This is a genomic window from Azospirillum sp. TSH58, assembly GCF_003119115.1.
Classification (GTDB): domain Bacteria; phylum Pseudomonadota; class Alphaproteobacteria; order Azospirillales; family Azospirillaceae; genus Azospirillum.
In genome coordinates, this window is record NZ_CP022364.1 from 784,736 (window position 1) to 798,945 (window position 14,210).

Annotated in this window: 12 protein-coding genes; 1 reads left to right on the top strand and 11 read right to left on the bottom strand. The window is 69.1% G+C overall.

Features of this window, described 5'->3' with window-relative positions; genetic code table 11:
- Position 1: 1 nt before the first annotated feature.
- Both TSH58p_RS07250 and TSH58p_RS07255 read right to left on the bottom strand, forming a co-directional pair.
- Positions 2-1,585 (bottom strand): hypothetical protein, encoded by a 1,584-nt coding sequence (locus TSH58p_RS07250; protein ID WP_146205826.1) that lies wholly within the window; start codon positions 1,583-1,585, stop codon positions 2-4.
- Positions 1,582-8,658 (bottom strand): tape measure protein, encoded by a 7,077-nt coding sequence (locus tag TSH58p_RS07255; protein ID WP_109068499.1) that lies wholly within the window; start codon positions 8,656-8,658, stop codon positions 1,582-1,584. Before TSH58p_RS07255 ends, TSH58p_RS07250 begins: the two co-directional genes overlap by 4 nt.
- Positions 8,659-8,782: 124 nt before the next feature.
- On the opposite strand from TSH58p_RS07255, the gene TSH58p_RS07260 reads away from it, so the two are divergent.
- Positions 8,783-9,214, top strand: a complete 432-nt coding sequence (locus TSH58p_RS07260) for a hypothetical protein (RefSeq protein ID WP_109068500.1) — start codon at positions 8,783-8,785, stop codon at positions 9,212-9,214.
- Positions 9,215-9,225: 11 nt separating this feature from the next.
- Here TSH58p_RS07260 and TSH58p_RS07265 read toward each other — a convergent pair whose 3' ends face one another.
- The 9 genes from TSH58p_RS07265 to TSH58p_RS07305 form a co-directional block, all read right to left on the bottom strand.
- Positions 9,226-9,480 carry a hypothetical protein gene (locus tag TSH58p_RS07265; protein WP_109068501.1) on the bottom strand — a complete coding sequence of 85 codons (255 nt, stop codon included), beginning with the start codon at positions 9,478-9,480 and terminating at the stop codon, positions 9,226-9,228.
- A 14-nt stretch (positions 9,481-9,494) separates the two neighbouring features.
- A complete protein-coding gene (locus tag TSH58p_RS07270) occupies positions 9,495-9,899 on the bottom strand; it encodes a hypothetical protein (RefSeq protein WP_109469193.1) in 405 nt (134 codons plus the stop codon).
- Between the two features lie 87 nt (positions 9,900-9,986).
- A complete protein-coding gene (locus TSH58p_RS07275; RefSeq protein WP_109469194.1) occupies positions 9,987-10,475 on the bottom strand; it encodes a hypothetical protein in 489 nt (162 codons plus the stop codon).
- A gap of 43 nt (positions 10,476-10,518) precedes the next feature.
- On the bottom strand, positions 10,519-10,926 hold the full coding sequence (locus TSH58p_RS07280) for a DUF3168 domain-containing protein (protein WP_109068504.1): 408 nt from the start codon (positions 10,924-10,926) through the stop codon (positions 10,519-10,521).
- A complete protein-coding gene (locus TSH58p_RS07285) occupies positions 10,923-11,375 on the bottom strand; it encodes an HK97-gp10 family putative phage morphogenesis protein (RefSeq protein WP_109068505.1) in 453 nt (150 codons plus the stop codon). Before TSH58p_RS07285 ends, TSH58p_RS07280 begins: the two co-directional genes overlap by 4 nt.
- Positions 11,372-11,710 carry a phage head closure protein gene (locus TSH58p_RS07290; protein WP_109068506.1) on the bottom strand — a complete coding sequence of 113 codons (339 nt, stop codon included), beginning with the start codon at positions 11,708-11,710 and terminating at the stop codon, positions 11,372-11,374. The genes TSH58p_RS07285 and TSH58p_RS07290 overlap by 4 nt, the downstream gene beginning before the upstream one ends.
- A gap of 3 nt (positions 11,711-11,713) precedes the next feature.
- Positions 11,714-12,295: a head-tail connector protein gene (locus TSH58p_RS07295; RefSeq protein ID WP_109068507.1), complete on the bottom strand. Its 582-nt coding sequence runs from the start codon at positions 12,293-12,295 to the stop codon at positions 11,714-11,716.
- A gap of 46 nt (positions 12,296-12,341) precedes the next feature.
- A complete protein-coding gene (locus tag TSH58p_RS07300; protein ID WP_109068508.1) occupies positions 12,342-12,791 on the bottom strand; it encodes a hypothetical protein in 450 nt (149 codons plus the stop codon).
- A 6-nt stretch (positions 12,792-12,797) separates the two neighbouring features.
- Positions 12,798-14,150: a phage major capsid protein gene (locus TSH58p_RS07305; RefSeq protein ID WP_109068509.1), complete on the bottom strand. Its 1,353-nt coding sequence runs from the start codon at positions 14,148-14,150 to the stop codon at positions 12,798-12,800.
- Positions 14,151-14,210: the final 60 nt, after the last annotated feature.

Consider the following 14,210-nt stretch of genomic DNA (forward strand, 5'->3'; position numbering starts at 1 on the left):
GTCACCTCACCACAAAGAGCTTGAGCGTTCCGGCGGCGCCTTCGCCGATGTCCCGCCCGTAGACCACGGCCCGCGCGCCGTCCCCGAACTCCGCCACGGTGTCGATCACCAGGACGCGGTCGCACAGCGTCACGCCGGGAGCGCCGTCATGAACCGGCAGGACATAGCCGCGGGATGGGACGGCCAGCTCGTCCGCCCACAGCGGGACCTCCGCCGCTGCGTCAGCCGCATAGGCCAGTTCGGAATCGAGCGTGACGATGCGGCTGCCCTGCTGGCCGTAGATCGCCACCACCTGCGCATCGACGGTGGAGGGCGCCTCCCGCCAATCACGGGTCCACAGGGCCACCGTGCCGGCTTCGGCATCCGATGCCGTCGTGCTGTCCGGCCGCATATTTCGGCCCCAGCGCAGCACGACTTGCCGGGCGGGCAGTTCATCGGACCCAAGGTCTTCCGGCTCCAGCCCGGAGGTCGAGCCGGTGGCCGCGCGGTAGGTCCGCACGGCCTCGCCGTCATCCGCGCGCGGCAGGCGCCCGACGATCAGGGTTTCGCCCAGCAGGTCCACCAGCCAATAGCCGCGCGCCACGGACCCGGCCAAGCGGTCGTAGAGCTGGGCATGGGTGGTCGTGTCGCCCGGCGGCAGCACCACGTTCACGGTGCGGGGCGTGGCGTCCATGCCGGAGGGATCGGCAGCCCCGATCAGCCCCGCGGACGTGCCAAGGTGACCGATCACCTGCCCGATGTGCCGCAGCCAGACGCCACCGGGCTTCCAGCCCTTGACCTCGCACCGTGGCGTTGTCGGCTTCACGCTGGTGTAGACCATGCCGTCGCTGGTGGAGACGAAGTATTTCGACGCGGCGACCGGCAGAGCGGTCACGGGATTGTAGTCCACGCCACGATCCCAGAATCGCGGCACACCCTCTATCGGGAGACCGCCGCAGGTTGACCAGCGGTGGAGCCCGGCATAGGTCCCGCTCGGCACGATGCCGAGATAGGTGGGTTCCATGATCGGGGCATGTCCGATCACCAGTTCCTTGGTCAGTCCGCGAAGGGATTCCGGTGCCGTCTCGTCGTAACGGTCGGTCAGAACCGGCTGATCGAAATCGCCCATGCGGTCGGCGACAGGCAGACGCAGGGCGGCCCGTTCCGGCTGCCAGCGACGGCAACGGCCACGCCAGTGCAAAACCGCAGCCGCATAGGGCCGGTCGGACTCCACCAGCCGCATGATGATGGTCAACGGCTCGTAATCCGTCAGCAGGATGTTCAACGGACGCTCCGCCAGCGGCAGGCGCAGCCATGCTCCGGCGGTCACATCGTAGACTGTTGCTTCCGCCGGAACGGCCCGGTCCCGCTGCGGGTTCAGCAGGCGGATGGGAGCGACTTCCACCCGCGAGCCCCCGCGTGTCCGGCCCCAGGAGGACACCGACACGGTGACGCGCGGCGGCGCCTCCACCAGCGGCAAAAACGCCAGATCGCGCGGCGTATCGGTCGCCCAGGTGACGTATCTGCCGGTGGAGAGAAACCAGCGGTGGACATGACCGCTCGCCCGATGGTGGCAGTCGAGTTCGAACAGAGCGACACGCATCATCGTCCTCCGACCCGACGCGCCACGGTGTCCAGCACATCCGCCATCGCCACCAGACGGCGGTCCACGGCCCCCGACAGCGCGGCCCGCTGCTCGTGATCCGCCCGCCCCAGGTCCACCACGTCTTCGCGCAGCCGCCCCACCACCACGGTCAGGGCGTTGATGGCACCGACCACCGGCTGCACATCCAGGCGGGCCGCCACGGCAGCCGGCGCCTCGATCAGCCTGCGCGGCACCGGCACGCGGGAATCGAGGTCGGCGAACCCCCGCGGTGGCGCGACGATACCCCCGGCCTCATAGCCGGACGCCGGAGGCGGCAGGGCATGGTGTTGCCGGATGTACTCCAGCACCGGATACGTCTCAGGGGTGACCGCCGGTTCCGGCGTGACGAACTCCCCACCGGCCAGCCAGATGGGGCGCCCGTCCGGGTAGCGCGCCAGCACGCTGTCTTTTCCGCGGACACCGTTGGCGACCGTTCCACCGCCCGCGTATCCGGGGATGACGCCGCCCTGTTCGAAGGCCACCCAGCTCCGTGGGTCGCTGGTGGGCCGGGTCCTGACCATGAGGCCATCGCCATCCACCGCCCGCTCAACCAACGACCGGACCGACTCCAGCAGCTTGCTGCTCGCCTCCGTCGCGACCTTGATCGCGGTCAGGATGCCCGACAGCTTGTCGTCCATGCTGCGCGAGATTTGGACAGTCTCCGTCGTCTCGACGCTTTGCTTGACCGTCTTGGTTTCCGTGCCGGAGGTGATCAGGGTGGAGCCCGTCGCCGGGGTCACCGTCTGGCCGATGGTGCGCGTCACCGAAGCCGGCAGGATGATGGCCGCCTGTTCGGCATCGGTCAGAGGGCGGCCAAGCTGCTGCTCGACGGTGCGGATCACGCGGGCTGCCGCCACCAGCCCGGCCCGCTCCTCCACCGTCAGGTCGCGCCCCAGATACTGCCCGACCGTGCGGACAACAGCACCCCCGACCACAAGGGCGTCGGCCTCGCTGAAGGAAAGGTCCCGGCCCAGAAACTGGCTGATGCTGCGGATGACCTCGCCGGACTGCACCAGGGCGGCGGTCTCGGCTGTGGTCAGGGTACGGCCCATGGCCTGCACGATGGTTCGATCCACCGTGCCGCCCTGGATGAGCGTCGCCACCTCCGCCGCCGTCAGGGCGCGGCCTATGGCCTGCTCCACCGAACGGATGACCGCACCGCCCGCCACCAGGGCGTCACGCTCCACCGACGACAGGTCCCGCCCCAGCACCTGTTGCACGTCACGGGTGACCAACTCGGCATCCACCAGCCGCGCAAGGTCGGCGGGGGACAGAAGCTGCCCCAATCGCTCCTCAACCGTGCGCAGGATGACCGCCGTCTGCGTCAGGCGATTCCGCTCTTCCTCCGACAGGGCGTTCAGGCTTTCGGTGATCGTCCTGACCGTCGTCAGCTCCACCTGCACATTGACGGAGCCGCCCAGCTCGCGCAGAGCAGCCAGAATCTGTTGGTCATAGCTGACGGTCGCCGGCAGGCCCGCGATGCTGGAGGTCACCCACCGTTCCATCGCCTGATATTCAGCTCCGGAGGCGTGCACGGCATCGGTGGCGGCCAGCAGGCGGTCGGCGGTGTCGGTGATCCGGCGGGAGGCGTCGGCGTCGCCGCCGCGGGCCAGCGACAGGTCGCGCGCGAATTGAGCCTGCGCGGCCTGCAACGCCTCTTCCGGGGATACGGAGGTGCTGGCGGTGCCGGCCCGCTGGTCCAGCCACTTCCGGGTGTCGCCGCCCGCCGATATCAGGGCCTGCTGCTTTGCCGTCAGCTCGGCAGTCGCCTGCGCCGCCGCCTTCGCGACCGCCGCCGCCTTTTCGGTCGCCTGCACTTCGATCAGCCGCGCCCGCACCGCGGCGTCGGTCACGTCGGCCAGTTCCTGCCGCTGGCGGATTTCCAGTTCCGCCATGTCGTAGGCGGCCTGCGACGCCTGCCCCAGCGCGACCTTTGCCGCCAGCTCGCGCATGGACAGGTCTTGGTTGACCGCCGCCCTGACCTGTTCGGCGCGCGTGGTCGCCCACAGCGCGCCCGTGTCTTCGCCCATGTCGCGCAGAATCGCGGCGGTCTCGATCAGCTTCTGCAAGCCGTCGATACCGGCCCCGGCACTCACAAGGATCGATTCGAGCTGCTGCCCCAGCAGCCGCATGGCCGGCGCGGGGTCCAGCCCGGCCCCCATCAAGGCGACGGCGTTCTTGCGCCACGACTCCATCGCCGCGTTGATCGCGTCCACCGGCAGCCCCTTCAGCGCCCGGCTGGCCGCATCGATCATGCGGTTGGTGGCCTTCTCGAAGGAGTCCGACATGCCGGTGGTGGTCAGCCCCAGCTTGGCGGCCCGGTCGCGCGCTTCCTGGAACCCCACAGAGAGGGTGGTCAGTTGCTCGCTGAACTGGTCACCCGCCGCCTTGCCGACGCTGTCATAGGCATGGGCGAAATCGGTGGCGGCAAAGGTCAGGTTGCTGATGACTTCTTCCACCGGCTTGCCGATGGAAGCGTTCAGCGCGGCCCGAACATTCTCCGCTATGACCTTGTTGTCTTTGTTCGCGAACTCGGTTGCCCCGTCCTCCATGACCATCTGGAGAACGTCGGAAAACAGGCTCGTCAGCGCGGACGCCTGATCCGAGAAATCCTTCTTCTTGCCGCGCATCTCCGTGGTGAAGCGGCCATCCTTCTCCATCAGCGAGATAGCGGCCACATTCTCCATGAGCGTGGCGTTCTTGATCCCCACCGCCGACATGAGGGCGTTAAGCGACGCCGCGATGGCGTCCGTGACCCCGCGCGTCTTCGCCAGATCACCGCCATTGTCCGCAGCGGCGTCCCCCGTTTTCCAGACACCGCCGTCCAGCGTGAGATTCGCCCGGCTGTTCGGCCCGACGCTGGCCTTTTGGGTGCCCAGCATCCCCATGATGCCGCCCACCACGGCACCGATGGCAAGCCCCACCGGCCCACCCATCGCGCCAAGGCCCATGTAGGCCGCGAGAGCCGATGCACCGGCCCCGAGCGCCGCGCCCGACACTCCGCCAACGGCCTTCGAGTTGGTGGCGGTGCCCAGAAGGCCGCCCAGGTAGCCGCCCGCCGCACCGGCTCCAGCAGCGCCCAGATAGCCGCCCAGAGCGGACCCCGCGGAGGTTAGACCGCCACCGGAGGCCATGGCCGCATCGCCGGCCCCCACCGCCATGGTCTGCGCGGCAGCGCCGGCCCCTTCCATGGCAGCGGTCGTGCCGCCCCCGCCCCAGGCGGCCATGACTGCATCGCCGGCAGCAACGGCGGTAAGGTCGGCGGCCCCGGTGACGGCTGCCGACGACGTGCCAAGCCCCAGCGCGCCACCGGCCCAATTCAGCGCTCCGTTGTAGAGGCTGCCCACCCCGATCTGATCACCAGCCCAGGACAGCGCCTTGCCGCTTGCCCAGTTCATCCCGGCGTTGCCGGCCTGCCCCAGCAGGCCGGAAGTCCCGGCGCCGGTCGCCGGGGCGGAGATGCCGAACAGGCCGGACGCCGACCCAACCACTTGGGTCACGACCGGCAGGACGATCCGAGTTTTCAGGAACTCCAGCGCGATCCGGCGCAACAGGGCCTTGATCGCGTCGAGGATGCTGGTGGACTTGTCCTGCAACGTCATCGCGTCGAAGAGCGTTTCCGCCCAATCGGTCGCGATGGTGTCGGCGGTCTGCCGTACCGCGTCGGCATACGCCTTCAGCGCGTGGGTGTCCGCGATCTGCTCTTGCGTCGCAAGCCACCGCTGGGCGGCCTCCACCCCGATCTCACCGGCCAGCCGGGCGGCCTGCTGTTGATTGCGCAGGCTGACCAGGGCGCGGTCGCGGGCCTGTTCCGTCTGCCCCATCAGCGCCAGTTCGGCCCGCGCATAGGACAGATCGTCGTCCGCCGACCGCAGTTCGGCGGCGGCCCGCCGCGCCCGGTTCTCCCCCTCCAGCGCGCGAATCTTCGCCTCGATGACACCGGCTTCCTTCGTCCCGGTGCCGATCCGTTGGCGGGCCAGATCCTCCGCGATCTTGTTCTGGATGTTGGCTTCGGCGACGGCTTCGCCGCCCTTCGCTTCGGCATCGGCCAGCCGGCGGGCGGCGGCCATCTGCGCGTCGGTTTCGGCCACCCACTTCGCCATGTCCAAGCGCTGCCGGGCGTCGGCTTCGGCGTTGACCATCGCCGTCACTTGCCCACGCGCACCCTCCCCCAGCTTCAGCAGCCGGGTTTCGATTTCGATCTGCCGGTTCGCCGCCTCGACGGCTGCGGCGCCCTGCCCATAGGCGTCGGCCAGCCGGATCGTGGAGGCCGTCTCCAGATTGGTTTGCGCGACGAGCTGGGCAAACTCACCGGAGAGCTGCGCCGTGGAGCTGGCCCCCATCTGCGTCCACAGGGCTTGCAGTTCCGGCGGCAGCGTCGCCAGCGTCGCCCCGAAATCCTTCGTGGTCAGAATCGTCTTGGCCGTCTCGGCCCCCAGGCCAGGATATTCCAGCGCGGCTTTCGACAGCTCGACACGGTTCTGCGCTTCGGCCTTGGCCGTGTCGGTCAGGGCGCCGGCCAGCAGGCGGTTCGCGGTGGCCCGGCGCTGTTCCTCCGCCGTCCTCTCCTTCAGTTCGGCAGTCGAGGTCCGGGCAAGACCGATCCCGACAACCGCCGTTGCCGTCTGGTGCTGCTGATAGGCGGTGTCGCTGGAGTTGGTGCGGCGGTCCTGCAAGCCCGTCACCACGGGCGTCTTGACCTCCGGTTCCGGCCCGACGATTTCGGCCACGCGCCGGGCGAAGCCGGCGGGCAGGGCCAGCAGCTTCGCCTTGGCCGACAGGTCAGCGACCTTCGACACCGCGGCATCGACCGCGCCGGCCATCTGGTTGAAGCCGGTGGACGCGGACGCAGCGTTCCTGCCCGCGTCCAGCACCGCCCGCGCCGCCGCGTCCGCCGGGTTCTTCAGCAGGGCAAGACGCGCCTCCAGCTCCTTCGCAGCCTGCGCCGCCTCCCCGGCCTTCGTGGCGGGGTCGGCCAGTTTCCGCGCGAGGTCGAGCAGCGGGCCACCGGCCGCACCAGCCTCCCGCCCGATGGAATCGAGCGTCTGCACCAGGGACGCGATGGCCTGAGGATCGTCCTTCGCCGCCGTCCGGAACGCCTCGAAAGCCGCGCGCAGGCGGTCCACCTGCTGCGCGGCCAGCCCCATCCGCTCGAAGGCGCGCACCTCCGTCAGGTTGTCCGACCCGTGGTTGCCTTCCACGATGGCGAAGGGCGAGGCCCCGGACACGACCACATCCTGCTGCGCGGCCCGCCGGAGTGCGGCGATGGCGTCACGCTGCTTCTGCAACGCCTCCTCTAGCTTCAGGCCGGTGACGGTCTTCATGCTGTCGGACAGGCGCTCATAGCCACGGGCAAGCGCGTCCACGTCCGTGGACGATTCCTGCATCGCGTTCCGGGCGGCCTCTTGCGCCGCGGTGAACGCTTCCGTTGCGCGCTCCGCCTCCGTCGAGCGGGTGGCGACGAAGGCGATGGCTCCGGCCAAGCCGAGAATCGCGGCCCCCACCGGACCGCCGACAAGGTCCAGAGCCCCATTCAATGTGGCCATGGCGGCAGCGCTCACACGGGCGGACAGGGACGCCTTCTGCATCGCCACATCATGCGCGACCGTTGCCAGGGCCGCCCGCTCGTCCGCCGCCGTCTTCGCGGCGGTGGCGACCGCCAGTTCGCCTTCGACAGCACGGAGCTGCCGGGTGTGAGCGATCATGGCGGCGGTGGCGGTGTTCTGTTCCGACAGTGCCTTCGCCGCGACCTGTCGCCGTCCCGTGGCGGTGACGATGCCCTGCGCCATTTCGTACCGGGCCGCCGCCTCGGCACGCTGGGCGGTCGCCGCAGCGGCGAGCTGGGCGGCCTCCGCCCGCGCCGTCTCCAAGCCCTGCACACGGGCCGCCGCCGCCGCCTGTTCGGCGCGGGCCATGGACAGGGTTTCCACGGCCATCATCTGGCTGGAGCGCGCCGCCCCAGGCATCACGCTGGAATAAGCGGTCACCGCGTCGGCGCCGCGCAGGATCGCCGCTTCCGCCCCGACGATCTGCCCGGCGAGGTTTGCAAAGGCCGCCGTGCCCTGCACCAAGGCCGGCAGCATGGGACCAAGGCCACGCGCGACAAGCACGGTCGCGAGCGCGCCGCCGGCCATGACGGCGACCGACGCGGCGTGGTCCAGGTCGGCGGAAAAGTCGATGATGGCGCGGGCCATCATCGTGGTTGCCCCAACCGATTCGTCGGAACGACCGATCAGCCGGCCAAGGGCGTTGTCGAAGACCGTCCCGGCCTCCGCCATGGTCGGCGTGAGCTTGGAGAACTCCGCCTCGATCTTCGGCACCTGCGACAGGAAGGCTGCGAAGAATTCGCGGTTGCTGACCTTGCCGTCATCGATCAGCCGCTTCAGCCGTCCGACGCTGCCGCCCGCCGCCTCCAACCCATCGGCGACCGCCTGCGCGATCCGGGGCGCCCCGTCCAAGACGGAATTGTATTCCTCCGCCTGCACACGGACGGAGTTGAGCAGTTGCCCGAGCTGCTGGATGGCCCCCGCCTGTTCCTGCGCGCTCTTCCCACCAAGGGAGGTGGCGAGCGCCGCACCTTCGGCGAAGCGGCGCAGTTGATCCTGACTGGCCCCCAGCTCCGACGCGGCCTTGGCCCCGCGCGTGTAAAGATCGACCACGGAGCCATAGGCTTGCCGGCTCTTCTGCGCCGTGGCGAACAGGGCATCCTGCGCGCCGCGCAGCTCCGCCGTGCCCTGCGTGACCAGCGCAAGCTGATTGCCCGTCTGCTTCCAGGCGTCGGCCTGCCGAATGATCCGATCAACGGTCAGGGCGCCGCCGGCCACCAGACCGCCGATGCCGGCGATCTGCGAGGCCACCGACCGCAGGGCCGACACCGCAGTGGTGTTCAACCGGCTGCACACGTCATCGATTCGCCGCGTCCGGGATTCGATGACCCTCGTCATCTGATCCGCAGCATCGGAGGCGCGCTTGAACCCGCGCTCCATCGGCGCGGAATCGGCGCGCAGGTCTACGAACAGACCTTCCTGTTCCATCTGTCGATTACCTCGGTATGCGGCGGGAAGCGGTCAGCGCACGGCGCGGGGGAAGGAAGCGGTTGACTTGACGCCAGCGGGGGCTATGGAATGCAGGGCGATGCAACCTGAGGGAGCCACCTGAATGGTGGTGTTTCTGCTCTTCCTGATCCTGTGTGCCCTGCTGTTCGGCGCGGGCCCGGTGGTCGGCGCCATCGGAACGGTGCTCGGGTTCATCGGGCTGTTCATCGCGATCACGGTCGGGATCGTGGTGATCGAAGCCTTCTGGTTCACCATTCTGAAGATCGTGGGCGGCTTGGTGGCGCTGGTGGCGGTGGCGTTCATCGCCCTCCTGCTCATCGACCGAAAGCCGAAGGCCAGCGTCCAGGTGGCGACGGGGCTGCCCCCCGAACCGCCGCCCCGCGAGCTGGAGTTTTCCGAACGGGTCGCCCTGCTGAACGAAGACACCGCCTTGCGGCGTGAGCTGGAGAGCCTGGAGCGGAGCGTGGGGATCACCGACCGCGTTCTGGCGATCCGCAAGCGCCGGCAGGAAATCACTGCACGCCTGAATGCTTGAGGGGGCGTTCATCACGCCCCTTCCCCGCCGGCAGCCCGCGTCTCCAGCATCTGCATGAACGCCGCCAGCCCATCGTCTTCCGACCGGGGCGTGCGCGGCATCGCCGGACCATTCTTGGCCCGGTTCCGCGCCCACATTTCGTTGGTCATTTCCAGGTGCTCGATGCGGGCGCGGTACAGATGCTCGATGACGTGGATGGAGGCGTCCAGCGTGTCGGCCAGCGACCATTCCAGCCAGACGCAGCCCCATTCCAACAGCCGCTCCACATACTCGCCCGGCGTCAGGCGTGCGGAGGGTTTTCCTCGTCCTCCGCGTCGCCGGCCTCCTCCGCTTCGGCCTTCGCGGCGGCCTTGGCCTGCTGCTCCGCCTGCACCTCCTCCATCGACTTGCCGGCGTTGAACAGGCGGTAGACGTAGTCGGAGCAGGGGTTGGACGCAGCGAACACACCGGTCAGCATGATCTTGCCGGACAGCTCCTTCGCCTGCGCGTCGTTGAGGCCCAGGCCGGCGCGGAGCACGGTCTTGATGGTGTCCACATGCCCCACCGCCAGACGCTGAAGATGGACAGAATAGCTGTCCACCGTGCTGGACAGCAGGTTGAACGCCTTGACGGTGGGCACCAGCGTGACGGACTCGCCCGCCAGATCGAAGGTGACGCTGCCCTTGGTGAGAACGGTTTCGGCCATGGCCGCAGATTCCTTCTGGAAACGATGATGGCCGGCGGAGGCGCCGGCCATTCAGGGTGGATGATGGAAGGGGAAAGGGCTGACCGATCAGGGCGTGCCCGGAGCGCGGTCGCCCTTCATGATGCGGCCGTTGATGCGGCAGGAGTAGGTGAGGCCGATCACGCGCTTGCCGTCGCCCAGGACGTGCTTCCAGGACATCACCGCCGCGGGGAAGAACAGGCGCGTCGGCTTGCTGTTGGTGCCGCCGGGATCGTCGTTGTAGGCGACTTTGACGTTGATGTCGTTCAGGGCCTCGAACGCCGCCTGCATGGCGGTCTGTCCCGGATCGGACGGGTCCCAGTTCAGTTCGATCTGGAACTCGCCACGGTTCACGGGGCCCTTCAGGACGTGGTCTTCGCCCTCGTCCACGTCCGTGTATTCGATGGCCGCCGCGGTTTCGCCGATTTCGCCGTAGCTGCTGAAGCGCTTCACGCGCACCCAGGTCAGCGCGTCATACGCGGCGACATTGGCGCACGCCGTGCCGGCGGCCTCCATGAAGACTTTCGCTTTGGTCGAGGCAATGGGTCCGGACACCATGGCCGGGGCTCCTTCTCTTCAGGTGGTGGAGGGTTGGGTGGGATCAGTCCGGGTCGCTGGCGATCAGCGCCCGGAATCGGATGACGCCGTGACGGGTCTTCCCGTCCGGCTCGGTGAACGACCGTTCCGACGTGCAGCGGAACGAGACCAGGGAGAGGCCCGCGCTTAGCGGCAGGGCGCGGTTGTGCAGGGCCGCCCGCACCTTGCCCATCAGTTCCTTCACCTCTTTGTGGCCGTCGTAGCGGCTCCAGAGGTGGATCGTCACGTCGATGTCTTCGCCGTCCGCGTCCAGGGCGACGGGCCAATCCACAGAGCTGTCATCACCAACGACCACGTACGGAAACGCGGCGTCGGCGGGCACTCCGTCATAGACGGGCACCGGCTGGACCGCAGCCCGCAGGGCCGCGAAGACAGCCACTTGCAGCGGCCAGGAGGCGGCAACAGCCGTCATGACGCATCACCTCCGGATTCTCTGGCGAGCGCCCTGCCGACCGCCTGCCGCAGTTCGACGCGGAAGCGGGCGCGGGCCTTCTGCCACGCCGGCAGCAGGAAGGGCTGTGCCGGGGCGCCGGGGTGGTGGATCACGCCACCGTCCGGCATGGGGATGTCGTGCGGGGCGGTCCCGAACTCGACAAGGTGGATGTGCCGCGACCGGCGCTTGCCCCAGCTCCCGACGCGGGCCTGCAAGCCGTCCTTCGACACGAACAGGCGGAACTTCCGCTGAAGTTCACCCGTCGCATAGGGATGCGAGCCAGGGACCGGCATGTTCCGGGATGCTTCCGCGTGGACCTCCGCCGCCGCCTTGGCGATCACGTCGGTGACGGCGGCGGTGATGACCGCGGGCAGGCGCCGCAGCTTGCGCCGCAGCCGGTTACCCCCGCGCACGGTCGACCGGCTCATTGCGCCACTCCCGTTTCGGCGTCGATGGTCAGGAAGGGTTCGCGCCGCCCAGCATCGGCGATGGCCCGGATGTTGTGGGCCTTGCCCTGCCAGATCACGCGCATGGTGGTGTCGAGACCGAAGAGACGGCGAATCTTGAATCGGACCATGGTGGCGGCTTCGACCTGCTGGGCGGCGGCGCGTTCCTGCCCGCCGACCGGCCAAGCGTCGGCCCACACCCACGCGAAGTCGGTCCACCCCTGCGACCGTCCGCCGCCCTCGTCCTCGACCACGTCCGGACGCTGAATCGCGATGCGCTGATCCAGGTCCCCCGCGCCGGTCTTGCGTCCGGTCATCGGTCAGCCCTTGAACACATGCGGCGCCAGCAGGGCCGACACGCCCAGCGGAAGATCGGAAGCGATGGTTCCGACGATTACTCCTTCGCGGTTCGCGTAGAGATGGCCGACGAGCAGCAGCACCGCCGCGATGATGTCGCCCGGCACATCGTCCGCCGATGCATAGCCGGCGGTGAAGGCCACCTTCACCCGCCCCACCCGGCTGGCTTCCGGCCACTCCCAGCGGGACACCGGGAGCACCAGCGCCATGTCGCCATCCAGGATGGAGCGATAGGACGCCGCAGGGATCACCGTCTCTTCACCGTCCGCCGCCTCGTAAACGACGCTGCCCACCGCCTGCACGGGCGCGGTGGGCAGGTCGATGCCGGTCGCCGGCAGGTGGCCGAAGACCGACAGCAGCATGGGGCGCGGCAGGAAGCACCGCCGCGTGTGGTTCTCGGCCAGCCCGACCGCCGCCAGCAGATAGCCCCCGATCAGACCGTCTTCGTCGGGTCCATCGACGCGCAGGTGGGCCTTGACCCGGTCGAGCGGCACCAGCTCGCCGACCGGGCGCGACACCTGCGTCAGTGCGGACAACATCATCATAATTGCCCTTCCGGCGGGGCGGTCCGGGGACCGCCCCGCTCCGCCGTCAGCCGGGGACGATTTCCACGACGGCTTCCGCCGCGTGGTCGCTGGCCTTGCCGTACCGCGGCGACAGGCCGAGCAGGACGGCGGACAGACCCGCGTCGGCGCCGGCCACGGTGAGGGTCAGGCGGACGAAGGCATAGCCGCCGTTCACGTCCAGATCGCTCGCCCGGAAGTCGAGGACGGCCGCCTTGTCCGAGACGGCCAGGGGCGTGATGGCCTTGCCGTCCACGTCCTTCGCCGCGCCCCCGGAATCGGTCTTGGCCTGCACCAGCTTGGCCGCGACGCTGGCGCCGCTGGCGAGCGTGCCAGCCTGAACGATGGCCTGACCGACGGCGAGCTGCGCCATGCTGATCCAGCCGGTGGAGACCGAACCGGGGGCCTGCGTCTTCGGGGGGATGACGCCGACCGGCGCGACGTGCGCGGACGGCGAAACGGTGCTGTTCACGGTCATGGTGGGTTACCCGCGGGTCTGGAGGGTGACGAAGTGCGACTTCGACGTGGTGCCCTTGGCGGGCTGCACCGGCTTGGACAGGTAGGGCTGCCCACCGACGCGGAAGGTCCAGCGGAACGCCTGGATGCCGTAGTCGAAGTACAGATGGATGGAGGTATCCATGCGGATGCCGCTGGCCCGCTTGGCGAGGTAGTAGCCCTTGGGCGAGACGAGCTGAAGGTCACCTTCGGTGCCCAGCGTCTCCGCGTGTTCGCTCCAGCGGATCGGCATGCCGAGCAGAAAGCCGCCGGGCGCCTCCTTCAGACCGGCCACCGGGGGCGTCCACATCAGGGTGTCGCCGATGCGAAGCGTGACGAGCTGGGGCACGATGTCCCGGTTCGCCATCCAGAACGGCGTGTCGTTCGGCTGCACCAGAAAGCGGGTGTACATGTCCAGCACGTTGTCCACCGTGATGGTCTTGGCGGCCTGCCCCGACTTTTTATCAACGGTGATCTTGGCCGGGCTCTTCATCCAGCCCAGCGGCTTCTGCACGCCGTCGCCATAGATCACCGTGTCGCCCATCTTCCAGGAGATGGCGAGCGCGGCCTTGGTGGTCAGCCGGTTGGCGAGGCGCGGCGCGTCCTCCAGCAGGTCTTCGTCGGCCAGGACGAAGGCATACAGCGGCTCCAGCGGGACGGAACGGGGGGCCGGCGGCGGCGCCTTGCTCTCCTCCATCTTCTTGCCTTCCGACCGCCAGCGGACCTGGATGCCGCCCGCGCCCCAGGGCGTGGATTCGTCGGCCAGCATCTTCACCTCACGGGCGGAGGTCGGTTCGGAATCCACCAGCGACGGAATGTCGTCCAGCTCGAAGACCATGTCCCAAATGCTGTCGCGGTAGGCCGGGGGGACCTGGAACCCTTCGTCGCTGCCGGACGCCCGCATGACGTTGGCCGGGTCCGACGCGGACGGCCCGAGCAGGCGGGGATCGACCACGACGTTGCCGCCGCCCGGCGTCGCGGCGCGGACGGCCAGGGCGAAGTCGGCCAGATCGGCGAAGCCGTTGGTCCGGGCCGGGTCCGGCTCCGTGCTGCCGTAACTGCCGGCGGGGCTCGGCTGCGGCGTGCCGGAGCTGGTGGCGCCGGGCAGCGGGGCGAAGGACCGCTCGCGGTCGAGCCGCTGTTCCTCGGCCTCGACAGCGGCCTGCGCCTCCGACACCTTGGCTTCCAGCGCGTCGATGTCGGCGTTCAGCTTCTTCAGCTCCGCCTCTTCGGCCTCCGTGCGTCCGGCCTTGGCCGCCAAGGCGTTGTAGGCGGACAGCTTCTGCCGGCCTTCGGCCTTGAGGTCCGAAACGGCCTGTCGCAGTTCCTTGATGTTGGGCATTCGAGGGATCTCCCGATGGCAAAGCGGTGGGGATCGCCGCCCCTGGATGGGACGGCGCCG